This window comes from Pseudomonas psychrophila (assembly GCF_001043005.1).
Taxonomy (GTDB): Bacteria; Pseudomonadota; Gammaproteobacteria; order Pseudomonadales; family Pseudomonadaceae; genus Aquipseudomonas; species Aquipseudomonas psychrophila.
The window spans coordinates 95,057-120,502 of the sequence record NZ_JYKZ01000009.1 but is presented as its reverse complement, the minus strand read 5'-3'; the positions used below and the strand labels follow the sequence as shown (position 1 = coordinate 120,502).

Genomic DNA, 25,446 nt, shown 5'->3' with positions numbered 1-25,446 from the left:
TCTTTGTAGATCGCCAGACGTATCCGGTATTAAATCGAGCAACCGAGACAGGTGAATTTTGCTGTGAGGTTTACGGCACTTTTTGGCCTTCGCGCTAGTCTTAGCGTGGATCGCCGTGACAGTCGTCACTTCACCTGTCTACGCTATCCTTGTGCGAGACTCACGCAGGAATACAGCGCTATATGAATGTCCTGATCGTTGATGACGAAACCCTGGCCCGCGAGCATTTGAGCCACTTGCTCAGCACGCTTGGGGGCTACACGTTGCTGGAGCCTGGCGCCACAAATGGCGAAGAGGCACTCACCCTGATCGAAAACCTGAAACCGGATGTCGTTTTGCTCGATATCCGTTTGCCGGGCCTGGACGGGTTGCAGGTTGCAGCCAAATTATGCGAGCGCGAGCTACCTCCATCGGTGGTGTTTTGCGTGGCGCCTGACGAATTTTCCGTGCAGGCCCTGCAAGACAGCGGCGTCAGCTATGTAATCAAGCCGGTCACTGCGCAGGACTTGAGCGCCGCCTTGAAAGAGGCCCATCGGCCCAACCGCGTGCAACTGGCCGCGCTCACCCGGCCTGCTGCGCAAACCGGCAGTGGCCCGCGCAGTCACATCAGTGCCAGAACCCGCAAAGGCATTGAACTGATCCCGATCGACCAGGTGATCTACTTTATAGCCGACCATAAGTACGTGACCTTGCGTCACGCTGGCGGCGAAGTATTGCTTGATGAACCGCTCAAGGCGCTCGAGGACGAGTTTGGTGAGCGCTTTGTGCGAATTCACCGTAATGCACTGGTAGCGCGTGACCGGATCGAGCGTTTGCAGCGCACGCCGCTGGGGCACTTTCAGTTGTTCCTTCGAGGGCTCAACGGTGACGCACTGATCGTGAGCCGACGGCATGTGGCGGGAGTGCGCAAAATGATGCAGCAGCTGTAGTTCGCGCTGAAAAAGGCGCTGGAGCGCCGTTTTCGGGCCAGGGAGGCCGAGGACTTTCTGATACAAGTCAAAGCTGTTTTGGCTGAGCTGTTATTATCAGCCGTATCTTTTCAGTACGGATTGATCCATGTCCTCTCGCGAAATCCGCATCGCTACCCGTAAAAGCGCCCTGGCTCTGTGGCAGGCCGAATACGTTAAAGCCCGTTTAGAGCAGGCTCACCCAGGTATTTTGGTGACCCTGGTGCCCATGGTTAGCCGTGGTGACAAGCTGCTGGACTCGCCGCTGTCGAAAATCGGCGGCAAGGGGCTGTTCGTCAAGGAGCTGGAAACGGCTCTGCTTGAAAACGAAGCCGACATCGCCGTGCACTCCATGAAGGACGTGCCGATGGACTTCCCGGAAGGTCTGGGCCTGTTTTGCATTTGCGAGCGTGAAGACCCGCGTGATGCCTTCGTCTCCAACACCTTCTCCAGTCTCGATGACTTGCCGCATGGCAGCGTTGTCGGCACGTCCAGCCTGCGCCGCCAGGCTCAATTGCTGACTCGCCGTCCGGATCTTGAGATCCGCTTTCTGCGGGGCAACGTCAACACCCGCCTGGCCAAACTCGATGCGGGCGAATACGACGCCATCATCCTGGCAGCTGCCGGTCTGATCCGCCTCGGCTTCGAAGATCGCATCACCTCTGCCATCAGCATCGATGACAGCCTGCCCGCTGGCGGCCAGGGTGCCGTAGGCATCGAGTGCCGCAGCGCTGACACCCAAATCCATGCCTTGCTGTCACCCTTGCACCATGCCGATACCGCCGTGCGCGTAACGGCAGAGCGTGCTCTGAACAAGCATCTCAATGGTGGCTGCCAGGTACCGATCGCGTGCTATGCGGTGCTGGAAGGCGAGCAAATCTGGCTGCGCGGGCTGGTCGGTGAGCCAAGCGGCGGCGTGTTGCTGAGCGCCGATGCCCGAGCGCCGCGTACTTCGGCTACCGAGCTGGGTGTGCAAGTGGCCGAGGCGCTGCTGGCCCAGGGCGCAGGGGATATCCTTAAAGCCGTCTATGGTGAGGCAGGTCACGAGTGACCGGCTGGCGCTTGTTGCTGACCCGGCCTGCCGAGGAGTCGGCAGCCCTGGCCCATGAACTGGCGGCTGCGGGGGTTTACAGCAGCAGCTTGCCACTTCTGGCGATCAGGCCATTGGCCCTGACCGACGCGCAGCGTGCGCTGGTTGAGAGTATTGACCGTTACTGCGCGGTAATTGTCGTCAGCAAGCCTGCGGCGCGCCTGGGGCTTGAGCTGGTCAATCAATACTGGCCACAAGCGCCGCGACAGAAGTGGTTCAGCGTTGGCGCCGCCACCGCGCAGATTCTCGCCGACTACGGCCTCGATGTTAGCTACCCTCAATGCGGGGATGACAGCGAAGCCTTGCTGGCGATGCCTGAGTTTGAATCAGCGGTTGGCCGTGATCAGCCCAAGGTACTGATCCTGCGCGGGGAGGGCGGTCGTGAGATGCTGGCGGACCGTCTGCGTAGCCTTGGGGCGCAGGTCGACTACCTTGAGCTCTATCGTCGCGAACTGCCGTCATACCCGCCTGCGACCCTGTATCAGCGAGTTAAAGTGGAACGCCTGAACGCGCTGGTGGTCAGCAGTGGGCAGGGTTTTGAACATTTACGCCAATTGGCAGGCGATACCTGGTCGCAACTTGGAAGCTTGCCATTGTTTGTTCCAAGCCCTCGGGTTGCTGAGATGGCACGCAGCGCCGGGGCGCAAAACGTTGTGGATTGTCGTGGCGCGAGTGCCGCGGCTTTGCTGGCGGCGCTGCGGGAGCATCCCGCACCTGCTTTCTAATGCAAAGGATGGATTCGTGAGCGAAACAGTCTTGTCCAAAGAACACGTACAGCCCGCGCCAGAAGCGCAGGCTAAAAATGCTGAGCCTGCGCCGCAGGGTCGAGGCAATGGTCTGGCCGTTTTCGCCCTATTGCTGGGCGCTGCCGGTATTGCCGTCGGCGGCTGGGGTGTGTGGCAGGTGCGTCAGTTGCAAGCCACCACCCAGCAGCAGCTAAGCGACGTACCCGCCCTGGCTGCGCAAACGCTGTCGATCAAGCAGGGTGAGCAACAGTTGCTGACGCGCGTCAACCAATTGCCCTCCGCGGGCGAGCTGGATAACCAGCGTCAACTGGTTGTGCAGCTGCAAGGCGATCAGCAGCGCCTGAACCAGCGCCTCGAAACCGTGCTGGGTGAAAGCCGCAAAGACTGGCGTCTGGCCGAGGCCGAGCACTTGCTGCGGTTGGCGACCTTGCGCCTGTCGGCTCTGCAAGACATCACCAGCGCCGAGGCGCTGGTTCAGGGTGCGGACGCCATTTTGCGCGAGCAAAATGATCCGGGTTCTTTCGCGGCCCGTGAACAACTGGCAAAAAGTCTGGCGGCACTGCGCAGCATTGAGCAACCGGATCGCACGGGCCTGTTTTTGCAATTGGCCGCCTTGCGTGATCAGGTTGCACAGCTCAGCGCCCTGGCCCCGGCCTATCAGAATCAAGGTGATTCGCTGGCAGGCCTGACGGCAGACGGTGATGGCGCGAGCCGTTGGGCGCAGTGGTGGGATGAAATCTCGCACTACATTCGTATTGACTTCAATGCCGACAAAAATGTGCGCCCACTGTTGGCAGGTCAAAGCCTGACGCAAGTTCGCCTGGCCTTGAGTCTTGCACTCGAGCAAGCCCAATGGGCGGCCCTCAATGGTCAGGAATCGGTGTACACCCAGGCCTTGGCGCAAGCGCAAGAAGTCCTCAAGGGCAACTTCAACCCGGATAACCCGCAGAGTAAAAAAATTCTTGAGCAAGTAATCGAACTCGGCAAGCAGCCGGTCACGATTAAAACCCCGGACCTTGCTGCCACCCTGAGCGCGGTGCAGGCTTATCTTGAGCGTCGGCATGTGCGAGCCGACGAGCCAGGTAAAGCCGCTGCCAACCCGGCGCAGGAGACTCTTCCATGAAGCGTTTCTACGTGATTGTGTTTTTGTTGATTGCAGCTGCGGCCTGCATCGGCCTGGCAATCGCTGAGGACGCGGGCTATGTGCTGATTGCTTACAAAAGCTTTCGCTACGAATCCAGCGTATGGGCAACGCTCGCTCTGCTGGCGGTCCTGTGGTTGCTGGTGTGGGGGATCAAACTGCTGGTAGAGCTGGTTACGGCTTCTACCGGGTTGGTGAACCCGTGGTCGCGGCGTAATCGCACCCGTCGGGTGCAGATCGCCATCGAGCAAGGCCAGATGGACCTCGCTGAAGGTCGTTGGGCCAGTGCGCAAAAGCACCTGGCGCGTGCTGCTGAAGCTGAGCCTCAACCCTTGCTCTACTATCTGGGCGCCGCACGCGCCGCCAACGAACAGGGGCATTACGAAGAAAGCGATAACTTGCTCGAACGTGCACTGGAACGTCAGCCCCAGGCTGAACTGGCCATTGCCTTGAGCCATGCCCAGTTACAAGTGGACCGCGCCGATACAGATGGCGCGCTGATGACCCTGCAAGCCATGCACGAGCGTCATCCGCATAACGTCCAGGTGCTACGCCAGTTGCAGCGTCTGCACCAGCAGCGTGGCGACTGGGCGGCGCTGATTCGTCTGTTGCCTGAGTTGCGCAAGGACAAGGTTTTGCCGGCCAAGGAGCTTGCAGAGCTTGAGCGTCGGGCCTGGGGACAAAATCTGAGCCTAGCGGCCCAGCGCGAAACTGAAGGCGAGGCAGGGCTGCAATCTCTGCAACGTTCCTGGCAACAACTCACCTCGGCTCAGCGCCAGGAGCCCGCACTGGTTCTGGCCTACGCTGAGCAGTTACGCCAGTTGGGCGCGCAAACAGAAGCCGAAGAAGTCTTGCGTGGAGCGCTCAAGCGCAGTTACGACAGTCATCTTGTGCGGCTCTATGGCCTGGTGCGCGGCAGCGACCCGGTCAAGCAGTTGCAGGTCGCTGAAGGATGGCTAAAAACCCACCCGGGGGACGCTAGTCTGCTATTGACCCTTGGCCGCTTGTGCTTGCAAAACAGCTTGTGGGGCAAGGCCCGGGACTATCTCGAAAGCAGCCTGAAGGTTGAGCGCAATCCTGAAACCTGTGCAGAGCTGGCGCGACTGCTGGCTCAGCTAGGGGATACAACGCGCAGCAATCAACTGTTTCAGGAAGGGTTGAATCTGCTGGATGAGCGTTTGCTGGCATCACCTTTGCCAGTGACGGCCACCAGCCTCTGAAACAAGCCGTCTGGCGCGTGTTTAAGCGCACGTCAGACGGGTTGCTTAACCCAGCGAATACGTTAACGAGTCGGTATTTCCTACGCGCAATACACTAGAAGCCTTCAGCTCTTGTTGGTAATTCCTTACTTTCTTCAAGAAGTATCCGCATAGGCCCACCTTGAAAGGGCCAATGGCTTTCATCTACCGTAACCGACTGTCTCTTTTGTTACGGAAAAGCCATGTTTTTGGCAGGCTCACGTTTCATTTTCTTTTTGGCCTTTCTCATCGGCGCCTTGGTGATGGGTGCAACTCTATATCTGGAGTATGGGCCCGGGCTCAAGCCCTGTTCGTTATGTCAGGTGCAACGGCTTTTCCTGCTGGGGTTCTGTCTCGTCAACCTATTGGCTTTTGTGCATGGCCCACGGCGTTTTGGCCTGTGGTGCTATTCCATTGCGTCCACGTTGTTGGCACTTGGAGGCGCTGCGAGTGCCTTGAGACAGGTAAGGCTGCAAGTGTTGACGCCAGAGCAGTTGATGTTCTGTCAGCCGGAGCTGACCTGTGTCTGGCGCAACATGTCGCCCGGCGAAATTTTTTCAATGATTTATCGGGGCAGTGAAGACTGCACGCATATTCACTGGACCATTTTTGATTTGAGCGTTCCCGAGCTAAGCCTGTTGGCCTTTATCGGCCTGCTTGTGCTGAGCATCTTTCAGATAACACGCTCAATGCATGCTGGCAAATTACGCCGTGGCTGCGACGTGACGTAGCAGTCTGGATTAAACACTTGTATGAATTTTCTCTCCTGCGTACCTTGAAGCAGTTGCCGTGCGGGCATAATCTGGCCCGCACGTATTACTGGAGTTATGCCGCCCAATGCCGGTGCAATCGCGCAGGTTTTGGTTCACATAGGCCCGGCTGAAGTCGGGTGGCATGGGCCCACAAGGGAAGAGAGATCATCATGCTCGAAAGATGTGAGAGTGCTCAGGAACGATTCAACGGCGTCCACCAACTGGTTGATCGCTGGTTGCATGAGCGCCGTAAACTTGTGAGTGCTTATGCTGCTCTGATCGATCAGCAAAACAATCCCAAGCGTGGGCCTCAAAAAGAGTTTTGCCAGATCCTGGTCGACTACGTTTCTGCAGGCCATTTCGAGATTTACGAGCAGCTGAATCAGGAGGCCCAGGCCTTCAATGATGAGCGCGGGCTTGCCTTGGCCGAGACCATCTACCCGCGAATCAACGTGATTACCGAAGCTGCCCTGGCCTTCAACGATCATTGCGACGGTAAGGCCCATCGACCCGACTGCGACAAGCTGGCAGAAGAAATCAAGATTCTTGGCGCCTTGCTGGATGAGCGTTTTGAGCTTGAAGACTGCCTGATTGAGGTGCTGCATAACGCGCACAAACAGAAAGAAGCCGCTCAGGCTTAAGCAGTTGGCAGTAAAAAAAACGGTGCGCCATGGCGCACCGTTTTTTGTTGTGGAGCATTCACTTTCTGATAGAGAACAGTTCGATTTCAAACACCAGCGGCGTATCGGGATCAATCAAATCCCCCGCACCCTCAGCCCCGTAAGCCTGACTGGAAGGGATCACCAATCGCCATTTCGCGCCGACGGGCATCTGCACCAGTGCGCTGCGCCAGCCCGCGATTACGCTGTCCAGGCGAAACCATTGAGGCTGGTTGCTGTGGTCGAACACTGTGCCATCGGGCAGGCGGCCCACATAGCTCACATAGACTGAGTCCTGTGCGTCAGGTTTTGCCCCCGTACCGGGTTTGAGTTCTGTCAGGATAATGCCGTCAGCCAGTTCACGAGCCTGAGGCTGCTGTTTTTCCTTCAACAAAAAATCACGCTCAGGCTCGGATGCAGTGTCACTTTCGGGCGAGTTTTGTGTGTTGTCGGCCTGGGCCTGGTGCTGCGTCAATACCTGTTCAATACGCTCATCACTTAGCGCCAGCGGCTTGCCTTGATAGGCCGTGCGCAGCCCCTCAATCAACGCCTTTATTTGTAGGTCCGGCATTTCCTGGCGCAAGCGCTCTCCCAGGCTGGCACCCAGGCTATAGGCCAGGTCGTGCGGGGCATCGGGGGATGGCGCCGGGGCTGCATGAGCCAAAGGTGCAAGGCACAACAACGTCATTAACAAGTAACGCGGCATGGTAGTTCTCCGGCGTGAAGTGCGAGGGATTATGCCAGCGCTAAAGCGTGCACCGATGATTTATTCAGGGGTTTGGATAACGTTGAACCACCCGCAAAATTTAGTCGCTGTGATTGTTAAAGATTGATCCAGCACAAGTTTTTCGACGTCATGCAACGCACAGCTATCCTTAGTGTCAACATGCCCTAGCGGCGGTAGTTACAGAGGTCTAGTATGAGCCGCACTCACTTCAGCCAGGAGGTAAACCATGTCGGCCAATAAGAAGCCCGTTAATACGCCGTTGCACTTGCTCCAACAGCTCTCAGGCAGTCTGCTTGAGCATTTGGAAAACGCTTGTTCCCAAGCGTTGGCTGATGCTGAGAAATTGCTCGCCAAGCTTGAAAAGCAGCGCGGCAAAGCGCAGGAAAAACTGCACAAGTCCCGCGCCAAACTGCAGGACGCTGCCAATGCTGGCAAATCCAAGGCTCAGGCGAAAGCCAAGTCTGGCGTCAAAGAGCTTGAGCAACTGCTCGACTCGCTCAAAGAGCGTCAAACTGAAACGCGCACTTATATCCTGCAACTCAAGCGCGATGCTCAAGAAAGCCTGAAGTTGGCCCAAGGCATTGGTCGCGTCAAAGAGGCCGTAGGCAAAGCGTTGTCAACGCGCGATGCCAAGCCTGCGTCAGCTGCGAAAAAACCTGCTGCCAAAGCAGCCGCTAAAGCCCCGGTCAAGGCCCAGGCTAAAGCAGTCGCCAAGCCTGCGGCCAAAGCGGCTGCGCCAAAACCGGCGGCAGCTCGCACGGCAAAACCTGCGGCAAAAACCGCCGCGGCCAAGCCAGCCGCCAAGCCTGTAGCTGCCAAAACAGCTGCAGCCAAGCCAGCCGCTAAGCCCGCAGTGGCCAAACCGGTTGCTGCCAAAGCGCCAGTCAAAGCACCGGTTAAAGCGCCTGTAAAAGTCGCCGCCAAGCCTGTTGCTAAAACAGCCGCTGCCAAACCTGCTGCTGCCGCCAAGCCTGCCGCTGCCAAACCTGCGGTAAAAGCCCCGGCAAAACCGGCCGTCAAAAAGCCTGCAGCGGCCAGACCGGCAGCCAAGCCTGCCGCTACACCCGCCAAGCCTGCTGTAGCACCCGCTGCCGCTGCGCCTGCTGTTGCTGCTACGCCAACCCCGGCATCTGCAGCAAACTCGGCTACCACCCCAACCAGCGCTTCTTAAGCGTTGTTGATTGCGGCGCGCAGCGTGTGCAGCGCGTCGCAATCAGGGTGGTCGGCATTGCCCGCCACCCTCTGCAGCCAATCGCAAGGTTCTTGCGATTGCACTGTCGACCAGCCTTGAGTTACCGATTCCAAGCGCTGCAATAAGGTTCGCTCAGCCTCCAGTTCCAACGACTTGATCTGCTTGCGTAACGCTGCCAGCGCATCGTCTCGGGTTGCCGCCTCACGCCAGTGTGTTCGCAATAGGCGCAAGGGCTGCACCACCTCACGCTGCCAAGGCCCGGCGCAGGCTTTTAATTGCCCCAGGCGCGCCTCATCGCAGGCCACGCCACGCTCCTCAAGCCAGGCCGCACACAGTACAAGGCATACATCCAGGCCCTGGCTCTGCAAGTGCAGGCACGCCGGTTCTACACCTGGGCGGGCGTAGAGGTTCAAACAGTAATTCCACAGGTCAGTCTGCATAGTGCAATTCGCGCCAGTTGAGAGGGAAGCTGGTAGACTCCGCCGCCATTATGATCCGACTTCAGAACCTGACTTTACAGCGTGGTCCGCAACGTCTGCTAGAAGACGCCGAGCTGACCCTGCACGCCGGCCACAAAGCCGGTCTGGTCGGCGCCAATGGCGCCGGTAAATCCACTTTGTTCGCCTTGCTGCTGGGTGAGTTGACGCCTGATTCCGGGGATTGTCTGCTCCCGGCCGACTGGCGGATTGCCCACATGCGGCAAGAAATCGACACGCTCGACCGCATTGCGATCGACTACGTGCTCGATGGCGACCTGCGCTTGCGTCAAGTGCAAGCCGATCTGGCCAAGGCCGAAGCTGAAGAGGATGGCGCCGCACAGGCACGCCTGCACTCTGAGCTCGACAGCGCCGACGGCTACACGGCTGATGCCCGGGCCCGCAAAATGCTCGCCGGGCTGGGTTTTACCAACGAACAAATGGACCGCCCGGTCGCCGACTTCTCCGGTGGCTGGCGGATGCGCCTTAACCTGGCGCAGGCGCTGATGTGCCCGTCGGATCTATTGCTGCTCGATGAGCCGACCAACCACTTGGACCTCGACGCCATTCTGTGGCTGGAAGACTTCCTGAAGAACTACCCCGGCACCTTGCTGCTGATCTCCCACGACAGGGATTTTCTCGACGCAGTGGTCGATAACATCGCCCACGTCGATCAGCGCAAAATCACCCTTTATCGTGGTGGTTACAGCGCATTTGAACGTGCCCGTGCCGAGCGTCTGGCCCAGCAACAGCAGGCCTACGAGAAGCAGCAGGCGCAACGTGCGCACATGGAAAGCTACATCGCCCGCTTCAAGGCCCAGGCCACCAAAGCCCGTCAGGCCCAAAGCCGGATCAAGGCGCTGGAGCGCATGGAAGAACTGAGCGCGGCCCATGTGGATTCGCCGTTCGACTTCGTGTTCCGTGAAGCGGTCAAGCTCTCCAGCCCGCTGCTCGACTTGTCCGATGCACGCCTGGGGTATGGCGATAAAACCATCCTGGAAAAGGTCAAGCTGCAACTGGTCCCGGGCGCCCGTATTGGCTTGCTCGGGCCAAACGGCGCGGGTAAATCGACCCTGATCAAAAACCTTGCGGGTGAGCTCGAGCCGCTGTCGGGTCGCCTGGCCCGTGGCGAGAACCTGGTGGTTGGCTACTTTGCCCAGCATCAACTCGACTCGCTGGACTCCAAGGCCAGCCCGTTGCTGCACATGCAGCGCCTGGCTCCTGCTGAGCGTGAACAAACCCTGCGTGATTTCCTCGGTGGCTTCGACTTCCGCGGTGCGCGCATCGACGAGCCGGTGCTGAATTTCTCGGGTGGTGAAAAAGCCCGCCTGGCACTGGCGTTGATCGCCTGGGGCCGGCCGAACCTGTTGCTGCTCGACGAACCGACCAACCACCTCGACCTCGAAATGCGTCTGGCGCTGACCATGGCGCTGCAAGAGTTCAGCGGTGCAGTGCTGGTGGTATCTCACGATCGGCATTTGCTCAAAAGCACCACGGATGAATTCCTGTTGGTGGCTGATGGCAAGGTGCAGGAATTCGACGGTGACCTCGAAGATTATGCGCGTTGGTTGGCTGACTACCGTTTGCGCAACGCGCCGGCAAGTACCACGCCGGTCAACCCTGACAAGACCGATAAAAAGGCTCAGCGTCAGGCTGCCGCAACGTTGCGCCAGCAACTGGCACCGCACAAACGCGAAGCCGACAAGCTCGAAAGCGAACTGGGCAAGGTCAACGAGAAGTTGGCCAAAATCGAAAACAGTCTTGGCGACAGCGCGGTTTACGAAGCATCCCGCAAGGACGAATTGCGTGATCTGCTGGCAGAACAGGCCAAGCTCAAGGTGCTCGAAGGTCAGTTGGAAGAACGCTGGATGGAAGCTCTTGAGCTGCTTGAGTCCATGCAAGCGGAACTGGAAGCCCTGTCCTGATGGAAGCCCTGAACTTACCCCTGCCAGCCGAGCTGATCGCACCGCTGTGGATCGGCTTGCAGATTCTGCTGATTCTGTTGGCCGGCTATTTCTCTCAGCGCGTAGTGGCTCGCTTCCTTACGCGTCTGGGCGAGCGCTATCCGTTTCCGCCTCAGTTGATGATGCCTCTGCGAGGCGGGCTGCGCTGGTTCATCATGGGCAGTGCGGTGATTGTCGTCCTGGAGCGACTGGGTGTATCAGCCACCGTGTTGTGGACTGCGCTCTCGGGTTTTGTGGCCGTGGCAGCGATTGCCTTCTTCGCTATGTGGAGCGTGCTGTCCAACCTGCTTTGCGCGGTGTTGATCTTCACGGTGGGCCCGTTTCGCATTGGCGACATCGTGGAGCTGCTCGATACGCTCGACAAGCCGGGCGTCAAAGGTCGGGTTGTGGCCATCAACCTGCTCTACACCACCCTGATCGAGCCCGCAGAAGCAGGCAGCGGCAGCAGCATGGTGCAAGTCCCTAACAGCCTGTTCTTTCAGCGCTCGGTTCGTCGCTGGCGTGAAAGCGACCTTTGAAAGCACGGCCATCCCCCTGTAACCGCTGCGGCAGCGGCCACAAAAAGTAGTGGTCAATTTTCAACCAACACATTAGCTTAAAGGACTTGTTACAGATCTTGTCCGAGGTGTGCGATGTCGTTGGAAACGTGGTTGGCCTTTTTTGCTGCCTGTTGGGTCATCAGCCTGTCGCCTGGGGCAGGGGCAATTGCCTCGATGTCGTGCGGTCTGCAATATGGTTTCTGGCGCGGTTACTGGAACGCTTTGGGCCTGCAACTGGGTCTGGCGTTGCAAATTGCAATTGTTGCCGCCGGGGTTGGCGCAGTGCTTGCCGCCTCATCCACAGCCTTCTACGCGATCAAATGGTTCGGCGTTGCGTACCTCGTCTACCTGGCCGTTAAACAGTGGCGTGCCCTCCCGGCGGACCTTAGCGATGACGCGGCCGTGCGCCCCATCGGTAAGCCTCTGGCGCTGATTTTTCGCGGCTTCCTAGTCAATGTCAGCAACCCCAAGGCGCTTGTTTTCATGCTCGCGGTCCTGCCGCAGTTCGTAAATCCCTCTGCACCTCTGGTGTCCCAATACGTCACACTGGGCGCGACTATGATTTGCGTTGACCTGATCGTAATGGCCGGATACACCGGGCTCGCGTCCAAGGTCCTGCGTTTGCTGCGCACCCCCAAGCAACAACGGCGCATGAACCGCACTTTTGCAGGCCTGTTTGTGGGCGCAGCGGGTTTTCTTGCGACGTTGCATCGCGCCACGACCTAAAAATCTTGAGTCGCGGTCATTGGAAGTGAACAATGTGTTACTTCTCATTTCCATCCGGATTTATTAATGACCGCCCGCTCGCGTTTTTTTGCCTGGTTGATGTTGCCAGTGCTCGCGTTGTGCAGCCTTGCTGTGTCTGCCAACTCCCCGGAAGGCGCCTCACAAGCGCTGCACCTGATCGACTACATCGGCGCGGACTACCCGCCTACCGTTGAGGACGGGAAGGTCATCGATGAAACCGAGTACCGCGAGCAGCTGGAGTTTCTGACCGTACTCAAGGGCTTGATTGCGGACTTGCCAGAACGTCCTGAACGAGCCGATTTGGCCCGGGGCGTGAATGCCTTGCATGCCGCCATCGAAAAGCGTGAGGACGGCACCGCCGTTGCCCGTGAAGCGCGGCAGCTGGGTGCCAGACTGGCGGTGGCCTACGAGGTCAGCCAGGCACCTGCTATTACCCCTGACCCCACCCGCGGCGCACCGTTATATGCCCAGCATTGCTCGGTGTGCCACGGTGAAACCGGCGTCGGTGATGGCCCCGCCAGTGTGGGCATGACGCCGCCTCCGGCTAACCTGCGCGATGTGCAGCGTCTGGACCGGCTCAGCCTTTACGCGATCTACAACACGCTGGGCCTGGGCGTTGAGGGCACTGACATGCCTTCGTTTGCCGATCAGCTGGACGAGCGTCAGCGTTGGGACCTGGCGACCTACATCGCCGGCTTGAGTGCTGACCCGGCGGCTGTGAAGGCAGACAAAACCTACAACCTGGCGGATCTAGCCCGTCAAACCCCGAATGAAGTGCTGGCAGCTGAAGGCCCCGAGGCGACTGCGACCTTCCGTGCCCAGCGCGCGCAACCGCCGCAAGTCAAACGCGGCCCGGCGCAGTTGCTCGATTACACCAGCGCCACCCTGGACAAAAGCCTCGCGGCCTACCGCGCCGGCGACCGTGAGCAAGCCTACGACCTGTCGGTAGCCGCTTATCTGGAAGGCTTTGAACTGGTCGAAAGCTCGCTGGATAACGTTGACGCCAACGTGCGCAAAAATACCGAGAAAGCCCTGATGGCGTATCGGCAGTCGTTGCAGGATGGCTTGCCGATCGAACAGGTCGAGCAGCGTCTGGACGCCGCAAAAGACTTGCTGAAAGAATCAGCCGGGCTGCTGGGCAGCGATGGTTTGAGCTGGACGTTGAGCTATGTTTCAGGCTTGTTGATTTTGCTGCGCGAAGGTCTGGAAGCCATTTTGGTCCTGGCTGCAATTCTTGCCTTTTTGCGTAACACCGGCCAGCAATCGGCGGTGCGTAGCGTCAACATTGGCTGGGGCCTGGCCCTGGTTGCGGGCCTTGCTACCTGGGCCCTGGCCGCCTATGTCATTGACGTCAGTGGCGCCCAGCGCGAACTGCTTGAAGGTTGTACCGCCTTGTTCGCCAGCGTCATGGTGTTGTGGCTGGGTGTCTGGATGCACGACCGTCGTCATGCGGCGGCGTGGCAGGACTACATCAAAAGCAGTCTGGTCAGCGGTGGCGGGCGTTTTGGTTTTGCGATCCTGGCGTTTTTCTCGGTGTACCGCGAACTGTTCGAAGTGATCCTGTTTTATGAAACCCTGTGGTTGCAAGCCGGCCCTGCAGGTCACAACGCGGTAATAGCGGGTGGCGCCACGGCACTGGTATTGCTGATGGGCCTGGCGTGGATCATCCTGCGCGGCTCGGCCAAATTGCCATTGGCGCTGTTCTTCGGCATCAACGCGGCACTGCTGTGCGCGCTGTCGGTAGTGTTCGCCGGGCATGGCGTGAAAGCGCTGCAAGAGGCCGGCATTTTCGGCACGCGGCCGGTAGCGTTCTTTGACTTCGACTGGTTGGGCATTCACGCCGATGCGTACTCGCTGAGTGCGCAGGCAGTCGCCATTCTGGCGATTATCGTGCTGTACAGCCGTAGCAAGCTGGCTGAAAAACGCCGGGTGCAGGCTTCGTAAGCACAAACTCATGCCGTGGAAGCGAGCCTGCTCGCGAACGATCTTCGCGAGCAGGCTCGCTTCCACGGTAGAAGTGTTTTTTGTAGCCATCACTGTTCAGGAGTTACCCCATGCGTGTCTGGATCGACGCAGACGCTTGCCCCAAGGCAGCGAAGGACCAAGTCATCAAGTTCGCCCTCAAGCGTCAGTTTGAGGTGGTGCTGGTGGCGGGGCAGAGTCAGATCAAGCCGACCTACGCGTTGGTCAAATTGATCGTGGTGCCCAGTGGCCCGGATGCGGCTGATGACTACTTGGTGGAGCACGCGGTGCCCGGTGAGCTGGTGATTTGCAGCGATGTGCCGTTGGCCGATCGGCTGGTGAAAAAGGGCGTTGCAGCGCTGGATCCGCGGGGCAAGGAGTTTGACCCGCAGAACATGGGGGAGCGGCTGGCGGTGCGCAACCTGTTTACCGATCTGCGCGAGCAAGGTCAGGTCAGTGGAGGGCAGGGCGCGTATGGCGAACGCGAAAAGCAGGCGTTCGCCAACTCGCTGGACCGTATCCTGACCCGGTTGTCGCGAGGCTGATCAGGCCTTTTGGGTCAGCTCCAGCACGCGGTCAACCATTTTGTTGATCCCGGATGCCGCTTCGCTGATGGACTGGGCGAGCATGTAGGCCGGGGTGCTGACCAGTTTTCGGGCTTTGTCTTCGACAATTTCCGACACTTCGCACTCTTCGTGGGAACCCCCCATCTTGGTTACGGCGGCGGCGGTGTCTGCGTCCGAACCGATGGTGCAAATCACGCCCGGGCCATAAATCTTGGCGGCGATGGCGGGCGAAATACACATCAAGCCAATGGGTTTACCCGCTTCGGCAAAAGCCTCGGCCAAGCACAGAACGTCAGCCTGAACCGTGCACGCGGCGCCTTCAGTGGCAAAGCTGGACAGGTTTTTGGCTGCCCCAAAACCGCCGGGAATGATCAGGGCGTCAAAGTCTTCGACCTTGGCTTCACGCACATCCTTGATTTCACCTCGGGCAATACGGGCGGATTCCACCAGCACATTGCGCGTCTCGGGCATTTGTTCGCCGGTCAGGTGGTTGATGACGTGCAGTTGCGCAATGTCGGGGGCAAAGCACTGCACTTTGGCGCCGCGCTGGTCCAGGCGCAGCAGGGTGATCACGCTTTCGTGGATCTCGGCGCCGTCATAGACGCCGCAACCCGAAAGAATGACGGCAACTTTTTTTGTGGTCATGTCGGTCTCCTTGTTCATGGCGTTAATGTCGCCTGATTTGGCGCTTGATGCCATAGGGTTTCGCGCGAAGTCCGCCTACGCTTTAGGAATTGTCGGACGGGGTGTGCCATGAAGCTGATTCTGTATGCAGTTCCGTTTTTCTTTGTACTGATTGCCGTCGAGTTGCTGGCTGACCGCTGGCGCGGGATGCGCACCTATCGCCTGGCAGACACCATCAGCAGCTTGAGCGCGGGTGTGCTGTCGACCACTACCGGTTTGCTGACCAAAGGCGTAGGCCTGATCACTTACGCGCTGGCGCTCAAGTATTTGGCGCTGGTGCAACTGCCGGAAGACAGCCTGTGGGTCTGGCTGTTTGCTTTTGTGTTCTACGACTTTTGCTATTACTGGCACCATCGCCTCGGGCATGAGCGCAATGTGCTGTGGGCCGCGCACTCGGTGCATCACCAGAGTGAAGACTACAACTTGTCCACCGCCCTGCGCCAAACCAGTACCGGGTTCGTATTTGGCTGGGTCTTTTACCTGCCGATGGCCGTACTGGGCGTGCCGCTGCTGGTGTTCGTCACTGTAGCGACGCTTAACCTGCTCTATCAGTTTTGGGTCCATACCCGCCATGTACCCAAGCTGGGCTGGTTCGAGTGGTTCTTTGTGACGCCTTCCAATCATCGGGCTCACCATGCGCAGAATGCTCTCTACATGGATCGTAATTACGGAGGGGTGTTCATTCTGTGGGACCGATTGTTTGGCACCTTTCAGGAAGAGGAGGACGCGGAACCGGTTATTTTCGGCGTGACGACACCGCTGCAAAGCTGGAACCCGCTGTGGGCCAATTGGCAATTTTATGGTCAGTTACTCGCCGATGCCCGGCGCACCGAGCGCTGGCGGGACAAACTGCGGATCTGGTTTATGCCCACGGGCTGGCGCCCTGCGGATGTGGCGACGAAATACCCGAGGGACAAGCCAGAGTTGAGCCAGTTTGAAAAGTTCGAAGTCCCATTACCGTTGCGCCAACAGCTGTACATCGCAGCACAATTCGCGGTTTATGTGGCGCTGGGGAGCTATTTGCTGAACCTGGGCGAGACATTGCCGACCCCGGCGTTGATCCTGGGGTGGGGCTATATGGCATTGGGGTTGTTCGTGCTGGGGGCCGGGCTGGAGAATAGGCCCTGGGCGCTGAAGCTTGAGGGGGTGCGCCTGGCGCTGAATGTGCCGCTGCTATGGCTGGCCCCTTGGGCGGGGCTATGGCCGGCCAGCGCATTGGGCTGGATCGGCCTGTTCAGTTACACCGTGTTGAGTGTGATGGGCCTGTATAGGTGCAGAAGCCGGATCACTCAGCTGGCGGGTTGCTGACCTCAACGCTGGTTTTGTTCTTCTCTTCGAGTGCGGTCTGTTTGGCCTGGCGCGCATTCTTGAAGCGGCGGCGGGCCCACAGGCCCAGGCCGATCAGCAGCAATGCTCCAAGCACCCACAGCTCATATTTCTTGACGTTACCCAGCAAACCTTCGAGTACGGCACCAAAGTGGTACGCCGCAGTAGCCAGGGCGATAGCCCAAATGGCAGCACCGATACCATTGAGCAACAGGTAGCGGCCCGGAGGGTATCCCGACAGGCCAATTGCCACAGGCATGACGGTACGCAGGCCGTAGACGAAGCGAAAACTCAAGACCCAGATATCCGGGTGCCTGCGAATGTGCTCCAGCGCCTTGTCGCCCATAAGTTGCCAGCGCGGTTTGCGCGCCAACAGTTTGCGGCCGTGCTTGCGCCCCAGGAAATACCACAACTGATCACCGGCATAACTGCCGAGGAACGCCACGATCATGACCAGTTTGAGGTCCATGTATCCGCGGAACGCCAAGAAGCCTGCGAGAACCAGAATGGTCTCACCTTCAAAGAACGTCCCTAGAAACAGGGCGAAGTAGCCGAATTCTTGAAGAAATTGTTGGAGCATTGTCTGGATGCTGGCGAAATGAACGCGCAGCCTACGCCTTAAGGGACGTTCGGGAAAGTATCGAAATGTGTCTTTGCGTTAACAAATCCTACAAATCATGTGTATTTGACCAACATCATTAGCGTTGTCATCTAGTGTTCATGGCGAGGGGCTATAACCATGCGCGAGGTGATTATTGCCTCAAACCTGTGGGAGCTGGCTTGCCTGCGATGGGGGCTACGCGGCCTGGCAGGCAAGCACAGGTGATGCCATCGTGAGCAAGCCCGCTCCCACATGCCGGTACCTCTGGAAACAATTTCAACAAATCGCCCTCTAACCAGGCTCTAGCCCGCATAAAGCGCCTATGAGCGGTTTAAACCCGCAGGCGTTGATGGCATTCTGGCAACTTGACTGGCGGCGCCGCTTAACTGTTACGAGAGTCAAACCCGCTCTTACAGGATCATTCAATGAATACCGAAGGACTTGCTGAAATCGTTGCCACTGAAGCTCAGCCGATTGCTGAGCCAGTCTCTGAAACCCCGCCTGAACCTCATGCCCCTGCGCCTGTTGCAGCCGAAACGCATGCGGCGGTACATCCGGCGATTACCATTCCTGGCCTTGATGACAGCAGCCTGTATATCCACCGTGAGCTGTCGCAATTGCAGTTCAACATTCGTGTGCTGGAACAAGCACTGGATGAGTCCTACCCCCTGCTTGAGCGTCTGAAGTTCCTGCTGATTTTCTCCAGCAACCTGGATGAATTTTTTGAGATTCGTGTCGCGGGCCTGAAGAAGCAAATCACCTTCGCCCGTGAACAGGCTGGTGCTGATGGCTTGCAACCGCATCAGGCCCTGGCCCGTATCAGTGAGCTGGTTCATGGCCATGTTGATCGCCAATACGCGATCCTCAACGACATCCTGCTGCCCGAACTTGAAAAGCATCAGGTGCGCTTTATCCGTCGCCGGCACTGGAACACCAAGATCAAGGCGTGGGTACGCAAGTTCTTCCGCGACGAAATTGCGCCGATCATCACCCCGATTGGCCTTGACCCAACGCACCCGTTCCCGCTTCTGGTGAACAAGAGCCTTAACTTTATCGTCGAGCTTGAAGGCATCGATGCCTTTGGTCGTGATTCGGGCCTGGCGATTATCCCGGCGCCGCGCCTGCTGCCGCGTGTCATCAGGTTGCCTGAAGAAGTTGGCGGCGCAGGGGACAACTACGTGTTCCTGTCGTCGATGATTCATGCGCACGCCGATGATCTGTTTCAGGGCATGAAAGTAAAAGGCTGCTATCAGTTCCGCCTGACCCGTAACGCCGATCTGGCGGTCGATACCGAAGATGTAGAAGACCTGGCCCGCGCCCTGCGCGGCGAGTTGTTCTCTCGTCGTTACGGTGATGCCGTGCGTCTGGAAGTCGCAGATACCTGCCCCAAGCATCTGTCCGACTACCTGCTCAAGCAGTTCAGCCTGCACGAAACCGAGTTGTATCAGGTCAATGGCCCGGTGAACCTCACGCGTCTCTTCAGCATCACGGGGCTCGACAGCCACCCTGAGCTGCAATACACGCCGTTCACCCCGGCTATCCCTAAGTTGTTGCAGAACAGCGAGAACATTTTCAGCGTGGTCAGCAAGCAGGACATTTTGCTGCTGCACCCGTTTGAATCGTTTACCCCGGTCGTTGATTTGCTGCGTCAGGCGGCCAAAGACCCGCATGTACTGGCGGTGCGCCAAACCCTGTACCGCAGCGGTGCCAACTCCGAAATCGTTGATGCGCTGGTCGATGCAGCGCGTAACGGTAAAGAAGTCACCGCGGTGATCGAGCTGCGTGCGCGATTTGACGAAGAGTCCAACCTGCAACTGGCCAGCCGTCTTCAAGCGGCCGGTGCGGTAGTGATCTACGGCGTGGTTGGCTTCAAGACCCACGCCAAGATGATGCTGATCCTGCGTCGTGAGGCGGGGGAGATCGTGCGTTACGCGCACTTGGGTACCGGCAACTATCACGCTGGCAACGCCAAGCTCTACACCGATTACAGCCTGCTGACCTCGGACGACGCGCTGTGTGAAGACGTGGGCAAGTTGTTCAGCCAGCTGATTGGCATGGGCAAGACGCTGCGCATGAAAAAACTGCTGCATGCGCCGTTTACGTTGAAAAAGGGCATGCTCGACATGATTGCCCGCGAGACCCAGTTCGCGGTCGAAGGCAAGCCTGCGCACATCATTGCCAAGTTCAACTCGCTGACCGATCCGAAAATCATCCGTGCGCTGTACAAAGCCAGCCAGGCAGGCGTGCGAATCGATCTGATTGTGCGTGGGATGTGCTGCCTGCGCCCGGGCATTCCAGGTGTATCGCACAACATCCACGTGCGCTCGATCATCGGCCGCTTCCTGGAGCACACACGGGTGTTCTACTTCCTCAACGGCGGTGAAGAACAGATGTTCCTGTCCAGTGCCGACTGGATGGAGCGCAACCTCGATAAACGCGTGGAGACGTGCTTCCCGGTAGAGGGTAAAAAGCTGATTTTGCGGGTCAAGAAAGAACTGGAGTGCTACCTGACCGACAACACCCACAGCTGGAGCCTGCAATCGGACGGCCGTTACATCCGCAACACGCCAACCGGTAACCAGAACCCACGCAGCGCCCAGGCAACATTGCTGGAGCGTTTGAGCCTGCCCGTATTGACGGTGAGCACCGGGCCTTCGGTGTAACGCAGCTGCCCTTGTGGGAGCGAGCCTGCTCGCGAATAACCTTCGCGAGCAGGGTCGCTCCCACATTTGTCTGGTTTGAGGGGCGTCGCGTCAAGACACCGTCAGCACAATCCCGACCCGGGTCAGCCATTGAGCTTCTTGTTCGAAGTCGGCCTGGGTCAGCGGGTTTTGTTCAAGCCAGCCTTCGGGGAAGATCACTTCAAGGTGATCGCCCTCGGCGCGCAGCTTGACCTGCGAAGCTTCCTGGTTACCACGGATGTGGTAGAACAGGATCGCAAAGCGCAGCAGCACACACAGGCGAATCAGCTTGATACCGTCTTCGCCAAACTCGGCGAACTTGTCTTTAGGAATATTTCGACGATGACCGCGCACCAGCAGCGCGAGCATTTGCTGGTCTTCGCGTGAGAAACCGGCAAGGTCGGAGTGCTCGATCAGGTAGGCGCCGTGCTTGTGGTAGTGATAGTGGGCAATGTCCAGCCCGACTTCATGCACCTTGGCCGCCCAACCCAGCAGTTCACGCCAGACACCGTCTTTCAGATCCCACGACTTGGCCACCTGATCAAAAGCGCGCAGGGCCTTGCGTTCAACCCTGGCGGCCTGCTCGCGGTCGACGTGATAGCGGTCCATCAGCGAGCTGAGGGTGCGCTCGCGTACGTCTTCATGGTGATGACGGCCCAGCAGGTCGTACAGGACGCCTTCACGCAGTGCGCCGTCGCAGTGATCCATGCGCTGCAGTTCAAGGGCGTCGAACACCGCTTCAAGAATCGCCAGCCCGGCCGGGAAAATGGTCCGACGGTCAGGCTTGATGCCTTCAAAGTCGATTTTTTCCACCTCACCCAGCTTGAACAGCTTGCGCTTTAGCCAGGACAAGCCTTCGGCATTCACCTCGCCATTGCCATGACCGCCAGCCTTCAGGGCCAGGCCGATGGCCCGAATGGTGCCTGAGGAGCCGATGGCCTCATCCCAGGTCAAACGGTGCAAGGCGTGCTCGATACTCATGATTTCAAGACGCGCAGCCGTGTAGGCCTGGGCATAGCGGGCCGGGGTGATCTTGCCGTCGCGAAAGTAACGCTGGGTGAAGCTGACGCAGCCCATCTGCAGGCTTTCGCGCAGCAGCGGTTCAAAGCGCTGGCCAATAATGAATTCGGTACTGCCGCCGCCAATGTCGGCCACCAGGCGCTTGCCCGGTGTGTCGGCGAGGGTATGGGAAACGCCAAGATAGATAAGGCGTGCTTCTTCACGGCCGGAAATCACTTCGACGGTGTGCCCCAGGATCTCTTCGGCGCGCACGATAAACTCGTTGCGGTTACGCGCTTCACGCAATGCGTTAGTCCCCACAATGCGCACGGCGCCCAACGGCATACCGTTGATCAACTGGGCAAAACGCTTGAGGCAATCGAGCCCGCGCTGCATGGATTCTTCGGTGAGCTTGCGTTCTTCGTCGATGCCGGCAGCTAACTGCACCTTTTCACCAAGACGCTCAAGAATGCGGATTTCGCCATTCTGGGCCTTGGCCACCACCATGTGAAAGCTGTTAGAACCCAGATCGATGGCGGCGATCAGGGACGGATTCTTGGCTTGGGATTGGGGCATGGTTGAGGAGTCTCGGTCGATAACCTGTTCATCGTGCCACGATCAAACGCTCGCGCCAACGCGCGATGTCAGATGCATTGATATGGAGCACGAAAGCAATGACGTTAGCTGTTCCGGGACAGTTCGTTTTTTTGTGTGCGATTTAAGTGCCGTGTCAGGTCGGTTTTTCTGTGGCAGCGGGCTAGTTTGCGATGGCATCAACACGGTGCATCTGACTCATCGCGTCGCCTGGATCGCGAGCAAGCCCGCTCCCACAGGGGGGATGCGCTTAGCCGTTCACCTCCACCGTCCCGATGAAATTCGCCAGCTCCGGGGTTTTAGGGTTGGCGAACAACTCTTTTGGATCGCCCACTTCATGCACCTTGCCCTGATGCATGAATACCAGCTTGTCTCCGACCTCACGGGCGAAACGCATTTCGTGGGTGACCATAATCAGCGTCATCCCTTCACGCGCCAGCTGGCGCACCACGCTGAGCACCTCGTTGACCAGCTCCGGGTCGAGCGCAGAGGTGATTTCGTCACACAGCAGCACCTTGGGTGACATGGCCAGCGCGCGAGCAATCGCCACACGCTGCTGTTGCCCGCCCGACAGACGCTCGGGAAATGCATCGAACTTGTCGCCCAAACCCACTCGCTCCAGCATTTCCCGGGCTAATACGGCGGCCTTGGCCTTGGGTACTTTTTGCACCACTTGCGGGGCGAGCATGACGTTTTCGCCCACGCTCAGGTGCGGGAACAAGTTGAACTGCTGGAACACCATGCCGACCTTCTGGCGCAGGCTGCGCAAGTCGGCACGGGCGGCGTCCAGGTATTCATCATCGACTTCAATCACCCCGTCGTTAATGGATTCCAGCCCGTTCAGGGTTCTGAGCAAGGTGCTCTTGCCTGAGCCACTTCGGCCGATGATCGCGACAACCTGTCCCTGCTCGACGGTCAGGTCGATGCCTTTAAGCACGTGGTGGTCGCCGTAATATTTATGCAGGGCGGTAACTCTAAGCAGAGGCATGCAGTTTCCTTTCGAGATGGCGCGCACTGAGTGACAAGGGGTAGCACAAGAGGAAGTAACCGAGCGCCACCAGGCCATAGACCATAAAGGGCTCAAAAGTCGCATTGGCCAGCATGCTGCCGGTCTTGGTCAGCTCGGTGAAACCGATGATGGAAGTCACGGCAGTGCCTTTGATGACCTGCACTGAAAACCCCACGGTGGGCGCAATGGCGACCCGCACGGCTTGCGGCAGGATCACGTAACGCAACTGCTCAAGCGGGCTCATGGCCAGGCTCGCCGAGGCCTCCCATTGACCGTGGGCGATCGACTCGACACAGCCCCGCCAGATCTCGGCCAGGTAGGCGCTGGTGAACAAGGTCAGGGCCAGCGCGGCTGCCATCCATGGCGAAATGTCGATGCCCAGCAAGGCGACGCCAAAAAAGATCAAAAACAGCTGCATCAGCAAGGGAGTGCCTTGAAACAACTCTATATAGCCGCGTGCCAGAGTGCGGGCGAAGCGGCTTTTGGAGATGCGCATCAGCAGCACCAGCAACCCGATCAGGCCGCCGCCGATAAATGCGACGATCGACAGGGCTGCGGTCCATCGCAAACCCATCAGCAAATTGCGCACGATGTCCCAGAAGGTGAAGTCCATCAGCGGCTCCTGGTCAGGTAGCGGCGGCCGACCCAGTTCAACAACTGGCGGATCAGCAAGGCCATGCACAGATAAATCATGGTCGTCAGGGCATAGGTTTCAAAAGCCCGGAAGTTGCGCGACTGAATGAAATTGGCGAAAAAGCTCAGCTCCTCAGTGGCAATTTGTGAGCAAACCGCCGACCCGAGCATCACGATGATGATCTGGCTGCTCAATGCGGGCCACACCTTGGCCAGCGCCGGTTGCAGCACCACATAACGAAACGTTTCGAATCGGCTCATGGCCAATGCTGAGGCGGCTTCCAGTTGGCCTTTGGGGATCGCCTGGATGCCAGCACGAATGATTTCCGTGGAATAGGCGCCGAGGTTGATCACCATCGCCAGCACCGAGGCTTGCCATTCGCTGATATGCAGGCCCAGGCCCGGCAGGCCAAAGAAGATAAAAAACAGTTGCACCAGGAACGGCGTGTTGCGAATCAACTCGACATACAACCCGAACAGCGCAGCAAAAGGCCGAATATTCCACGCCCGCACCACCGCGCCGACAATCCCCAGGCTGACCCCGAGTACCGTGCCGATGGCGGTCAGTTCCAGGGTAAACAGGGCGCCGCGTAATAACAGGTCGCTGTTTTGCAGCACCGGTAAAAAGTCAAACTGATAAGCCATGATTGACCTCGTCGCCCGCTATCAGAGGTCAGCTGGCAACGGCTCTTTGAGCCATTGCAGCGCGTTTTTCTCCAGGCTGCCGTCAGCTTTGGCCGTGGCGAGAATCTGGTTCACCTTGTCCAGCAACTCGGACTGACCCTTGTTGACACCCACGTAGACGGGCGAATCCTTGAGTTTGAGTTTCATCGCCGGAATGCGTTTGGGGTTGCGTTCGCTGATGGCGACCATCACCACGTTGCCGCTGGCGATTAAGTCCACCTGGCCTGCCAGGTAGGCGGCAATGGTTGAGTTGTTGTCTTCGAAGCGTTTGATCGTGACGCCGGCAGGAGCCACGTTGGTCAGTTCGATATCTTCGATAGCACCTCGGGTGACGCTGATGGTTTTGCCCTTCAGGTCATCCAATGTGGTGATTTGAGCGGCCGGTGGTCCAAACACGCCCAGGTAGAACGGCGCATAAGCGTGGGAAAAATCGATGACTTTTTCACGATCCGGGTTTTTGCCGAGGCTGGATATCACCACATCGACTTTGCCGGTCGTCAGGTAAGGCACGCGATTGGTGCTGTTGACGGGGGTCAGTTCAAGCTTGACCTTGAGCTGGTCGGCCAGCAGTTTGGCGGTGTCGATGTCCAGCCCGCGGGGCTTCATGTCAGGGCCAACCGAGCCGAAGGGCGGAAAGTCCTGGGGCACTGCGACCTTGAGCGTGCCGCGTGCAATCACTTCTTCGAGGTCATTGGCGTGAGCCGGGGCCTGGCTCAGCATCAGGCTGGCGAACAAGGCGCAAATCAGGGCGCTGTAACGCTGGGTCATGGCAACTCTCCGGGAACGGGCGGGCAGTGGTGTCTGTTTGGAGCAGAGCACAGGCCATGCCAACAGCGTTTTTTTGAGGTCGCAGGTCAGGTTCGGGGGCATTCGGCTGGTCGAGTGAACTTCAATGGTGCACGGGAGTTGTTATGGGTGCCCCGTAATTGAGCGGGCTATGCAGAGGGTTTACATAAAAGATCGGAGCGATATCCGCACTCATGCACCACTATAGTGAGAGTCAATCATCCCTCACCTTCCTGAACGCGGAGATGACGGCTATGATGTGCTACGTTTTTGCTTACAACCACGGAGACTTCCATGAGCAGCGATCTTATTAAACACGTCACCGACGCTAGCTTTGAGGCCGATGTTCTCAAGGCTGAAGGCGCTGTACTGGTCGACTACTGGGCTGAATGGTGTGGCCCTTGCAAAATGATCGCGCCGGTTCTGGACGAGATCGCAGAGACTTACAAAGGCAAGCTGACTGTTGCCAAGCTGAACATTGATGAAAACCAGGAAACCCCGGCCAAGCACGGCGTACGTGGTATTCCTACGTTGATGCTGTTCAAGAACGGCAACGTCGAAGCCACCAAGGTCGGTGCGCTGTCGAAGTCGCAGTTGGCTGCATTCCTCGACGCCAATATCTAAGCGTCGATAAAAGCCCCGCTAAATGCGGGGCTTTTTCATGGCTCAAGGACTAGACGCTATGAAACTCAAGTGGTACATT

25 protein-coding genes and 1 pseudogene are annotated in these 25,446 nt (G+C 58.4%); 17 read left to right on the top strand and 9 right to left on the bottom strand.

What is annotated here, in order from left to right:
• Positions 1-66: 66 nt before the first annotated feature.
• The 8 genes and pseudogenes from TU76_RS25495 to TU76_RS18350 form a co-directional block, all read left to right on the top strand.
• A pseudogene (locus TU76_RS25495) lies at positions 67-186 on the top strand (sensor histidine kinase); the annotation flags it as partial.
• A complete protein-coding gene (locus TU76_RS18380; protein WP_019824430.1) occupies positions 183-929 on the top strand; it encodes a LytR/AlgR family response regulator transcription factor in 747 nt (248 codons plus the stop codon). The pseudogene TU76_RS25495 and the gene TU76_RS18380, both read left to right, overlap by 4 nt.
• Positions 930-1,056: 127 nt before the next feature.
• Positions 1,057-1,998: a hydroxymethylbilane synthase gene (gene hemC / locus TU76_RS18375; RefSeq protein ID WP_019824432.1), complete on the top strand. Its 942-nt coding sequence runs from the start codon at positions 1,057-1,059 to the stop codon at positions 1,996-1,998.
• Positions 1,995-2,762 carry a uroporphyrinogen-III synthase gene (locus TU76_RS18370; RefSeq protein WP_046808607.1) on the top strand — a complete coding sequence of 256 codons (768 nt, stop codon included), beginning with the start codon at positions 1,995-1,997 and terminating at the stop codon, positions 2,760-2,762. The genes hemC and TU76_RS18370 overlap by 4 nt, the downstream gene beginning before the upstream one ends.
• A 16-nt stretch (positions 2,763-2,778) precedes the next feature.
• The gene (locus TU76_RS18365; protein ID WP_048352275.1) at positions 2,779-3,906 is read left to right on the top strand and encodes a uroporphyrinogen-III C-methyltransferase; all 1,128 of its coding nucleotides are present in this window, start codon (positions 2,779-2,781) and stop codon (positions 3,904-3,906) included.
• Positions 3,903-5,144, top strand: coding sequence for a heme biosynthesis protein HemY (locus TU76_RS18360; RefSeq protein ID WP_019824435.1), 1,242 nt, complete (start codon positions 3,903-3,905; stop codon positions 5,142-5,144). Before TU76_RS18365 ends, TU76_RS18360 begins: the two co-directional genes overlap by 4 nt.
• A 221-nt stretch (positions 5,145-5,365) precedes the next feature.
• Positions 5,366-5,893 carry a disulfide bond formation protein B gene (locus tag TU76_RS18355; protein WP_019824436.1) on the top strand — a complete coding sequence of 176 codons (528 nt, stop codon included), beginning with the start codon at positions 5,366-5,368 and terminating at the stop codon, positions 5,891-5,893.
• 191 nt (positions 5,894-6,084) lie between these two features.
• A complete protein-coding gene (locus tag TU76_RS18350) occupies positions 6,085-6,555 on the top strand; it encodes an Rsd/AlgQ family anti-sigma factor (RefSeq protein ID WP_019824437.1) in 471 nt (156 codons plus the stop codon).
• Between the two features lie 58 nt (positions 6,556-6,613).
• Here the strand turns inward: TU76_RS18350 and TU76_RS18345 are convergent, their stop codons facing one another.
• Positions 6,614-7,279, bottom strand: coding sequence for an FKBP-type peptidyl-prolyl cis-trans isomerase (locus tag TU76_RS18345; RefSeq protein ID WP_046808608.1), 666 nt, complete (start codon positions 7,277-7,279; stop codon positions 6,614-6,616).
• Between the two features lie 247 nt (positions 7,280-7,526).
• Between TU76_RS18345 and TU76_RS18340 the strand changes: the two genes are divergently transcribed.
• Positions 7,527-8,471: an AlgP family protein gene (locus TU76_RS18340; protein WP_046808609.1), complete on the top strand. Its 945-nt coding sequence runs from the start codon at positions 7,527-7,529 to the stop codon at positions 8,469-8,471.
• Here TU76_RS18340 and TU76_RS18335 read toward each other — a convergent pair.
• Entirely contained in the window at positions 8,468-8,932 is a 465-nt protein-coding gene (locus TU76_RS18335; protein ID WP_048352274.1) for a TIGR02444 family protein, read from the bottom strand. The genes TU76_RS18340 and TU76_RS18335 overlap by 4 nt on opposite strands.
• Before the next feature lie 50 nt (positions 8,933-8,982).
• On the opposite strand from TU76_RS18335, the gene TU76_RS18330 reads away from it, so the two are divergent.
• The 5 genes from TU76_RS18330 (at position 8,983) to TU76_RS18310 (ending at position 14,725) form a co-directional block, all read left to right on the top strand.
• On the top strand, positions 8,983-10,893 hold the full coding sequence (locus TU76_RS18330) for an ATP-binding cassette domain-containing protein (RefSeq protein ID WP_048352273.1): 1,911 nt from the start codon (positions 8,983-8,985) through the stop codon (positions 10,891-10,893).
• Complete coding sequence (locus tag TU76_RS18325) at positions 10,893-11,450, top strand: mechanosensitive ion channel domain-containing protein (RefSeq protein ID WP_019824446.1); 558 nt, start codon at positions 10,893-10,895, stop codon at positions 11,448-11,450. Before TU76_RS18330 ends, TU76_RS18325 begins: the two co-directional genes overlap by 1 nt.
• Positions 11,451-11,564: 114 nt before the next feature.
• Positions 11,565-12,197, top strand: coding sequence for a LysE family transporter (locus TU76_RS18320; RefSeq protein WP_019824448.1), 633 nt, complete (start codon positions 11,565-11,567; stop codon positions 12,195-12,197).
• A gap of 66 nt (positions 12,198-12,263) precedes the next feature.
• Positions 12,264-14,162 carry an FTR1 family protein gene (locus tag TU76_RS18315; RefSeq protein WP_048352272.1) on the top strand — a complete coding sequence of 633 codons (1,899 nt, stop codon included), beginning with the start codon at positions 12,264-12,266 and terminating at the stop codon, positions 14,160-14,162.
• A gap of 110 nt (positions 14,163-14,272) precedes the next feature.
• Entirely contained in the window at positions 14,273-14,725 is a 453-nt protein-coding gene (locus TU76_RS18310) for a YaiI/YqxD family protein (RefSeq protein ID WP_048352271.1), read from the top strand.
• Here the strand turns inward: TU76_RS18310 and elbB are convergent, their stop codons facing one another.
• A complete protein-coding gene (elbB, locus tag TU76_RS18305; RefSeq protein WP_048352270.1) occupies positions 14,726-15,391 on the bottom strand; it encodes an isoprenoid biosynthesis glyoxalase ElbB in 666 nt (221 codons plus the stop codon). It lies immediately after the preceding gene.
• Positions 15,392-15,499: 108 nt separating this feature from the next.
• Here elbB and TU76_RS18300 point away from each other — a divergent pair, with 108 nt between their 5' ends.
• Positions 15,500-16,738, top strand: a complete 1,239-nt coding sequence (locus TU76_RS18300; RefSeq protein WP_048352269.1) for a sterol desaturase family protein — start codon at positions 15,500-15,502, stop codon at positions 16,736-16,738.
• Here TU76_RS18300 and TU76_RS18295 read toward each other — a convergent pair.
• Positions 16,716-17,336, bottom strand: coding sequence for a DedA family protein (locus tag TU76_RS18295; RefSeq protein WP_048352268.1), 621 nt, complete (start codon positions 17,334-17,336; stop codon positions 16,716-16,718). The two genes, TU76_RS18300 and TU76_RS18295, sit on opposite strands and share 23 nt — an antisense overlap.
• 446 nt (positions 17,337-17,782) lie before the next feature.
• On the opposite strand from TU76_RS18295, the gene ppk1 reads away from it, so the two are divergent.
• Positions 17,783-20,020, top strand: a complete 2,238-nt coding sequence (gene ppk1 / locus TU76_RS18290; RefSeq protein WP_048352267.1) for a polyphosphate kinase 1 — start codon at positions 17,783-17,785, stop codon at positions 20,018-20,020.
• Positions 20,021-20,110: 90 nt separating this feature from the next.
• Here ppk1 and ppx read toward each other — a convergent pair whose 3' ends face one another.
• The 5 genes from ppx to TU76_RS18265 form a co-directional block, all read right to left on the bottom strand.
• A complete protein-coding gene (ppx, locus tag TU76_RS18285; protein WP_019824461.1) occupies positions 20,111-21,613 on the bottom strand; it encodes an exopolyphosphatase in 1,503 nt (500 codons plus the stop codon).
• Between the two features lie 268 nt (positions 21,614-21,881).
• Positions 21,882-22,619 (bottom strand): amino acid ABC transporter ATP-binding protein, encoded by a 738-nt coding sequence (locus TU76_RS18280; protein WP_019824462.1) that lies wholly within the window; start codon positions 22,617-22,619, stop codon positions 21,882-21,884.
• Positions 22,606-23,256: an amino acid ABC transporter permease gene (locus tag TU76_RS18275; RefSeq protein ID WP_173667410.1), complete on the bottom strand. Its 651-nt coding sequence runs from the start codon at positions 23,254-23,256 to the stop codon at positions 22,606-22,608. The genes TU76_RS18280 and TU76_RS18275 overlap by 14 nt, the downstream gene beginning before the upstream one ends.
• Positions 23,253-23,918, bottom strand: a complete 666-nt coding sequence (locus tag TU76_RS18270) for an amino acid ABC transporter permease (RefSeq protein ID WP_048352266.1) — start codon at positions 23,916-23,918, stop codon at positions 23,253-23,255. Before TU76_RS18270 ends, TU76_RS18275 begins: the two co-directional genes overlap by 4 nt.
• A 21-nt stretch (positions 23,919-23,939) precedes the next feature.
• A complete protein-coding gene (locus TU76_RS18265) occupies positions 23,940-24,725 on the bottom strand; it encodes a transporter substrate-binding domain-containing protein (protein ID WP_048352265.1) in 786 nt (261 codons plus the stop codon).
• Between the two features lie 312 nt (positions 24,726-25,037).
• Between TU76_RS18265 and trxA the strand changes: the two genes are divergently transcribed.
• The gene (trxA, locus tag TU76_RS18260; RefSeq protein ID WP_016783018.1) at positions 25,038-25,367 is read left to right on the top strand and encodes a thioredoxin TrxA; all 330 of its coding nucleotides are present in this window, start codon (positions 25,038-25,040) and stop codon (positions 25,365-25,367) included.
• The last annotated feature ends 79 nt before the right edge of the window (positions 25,368-25,446 follow it).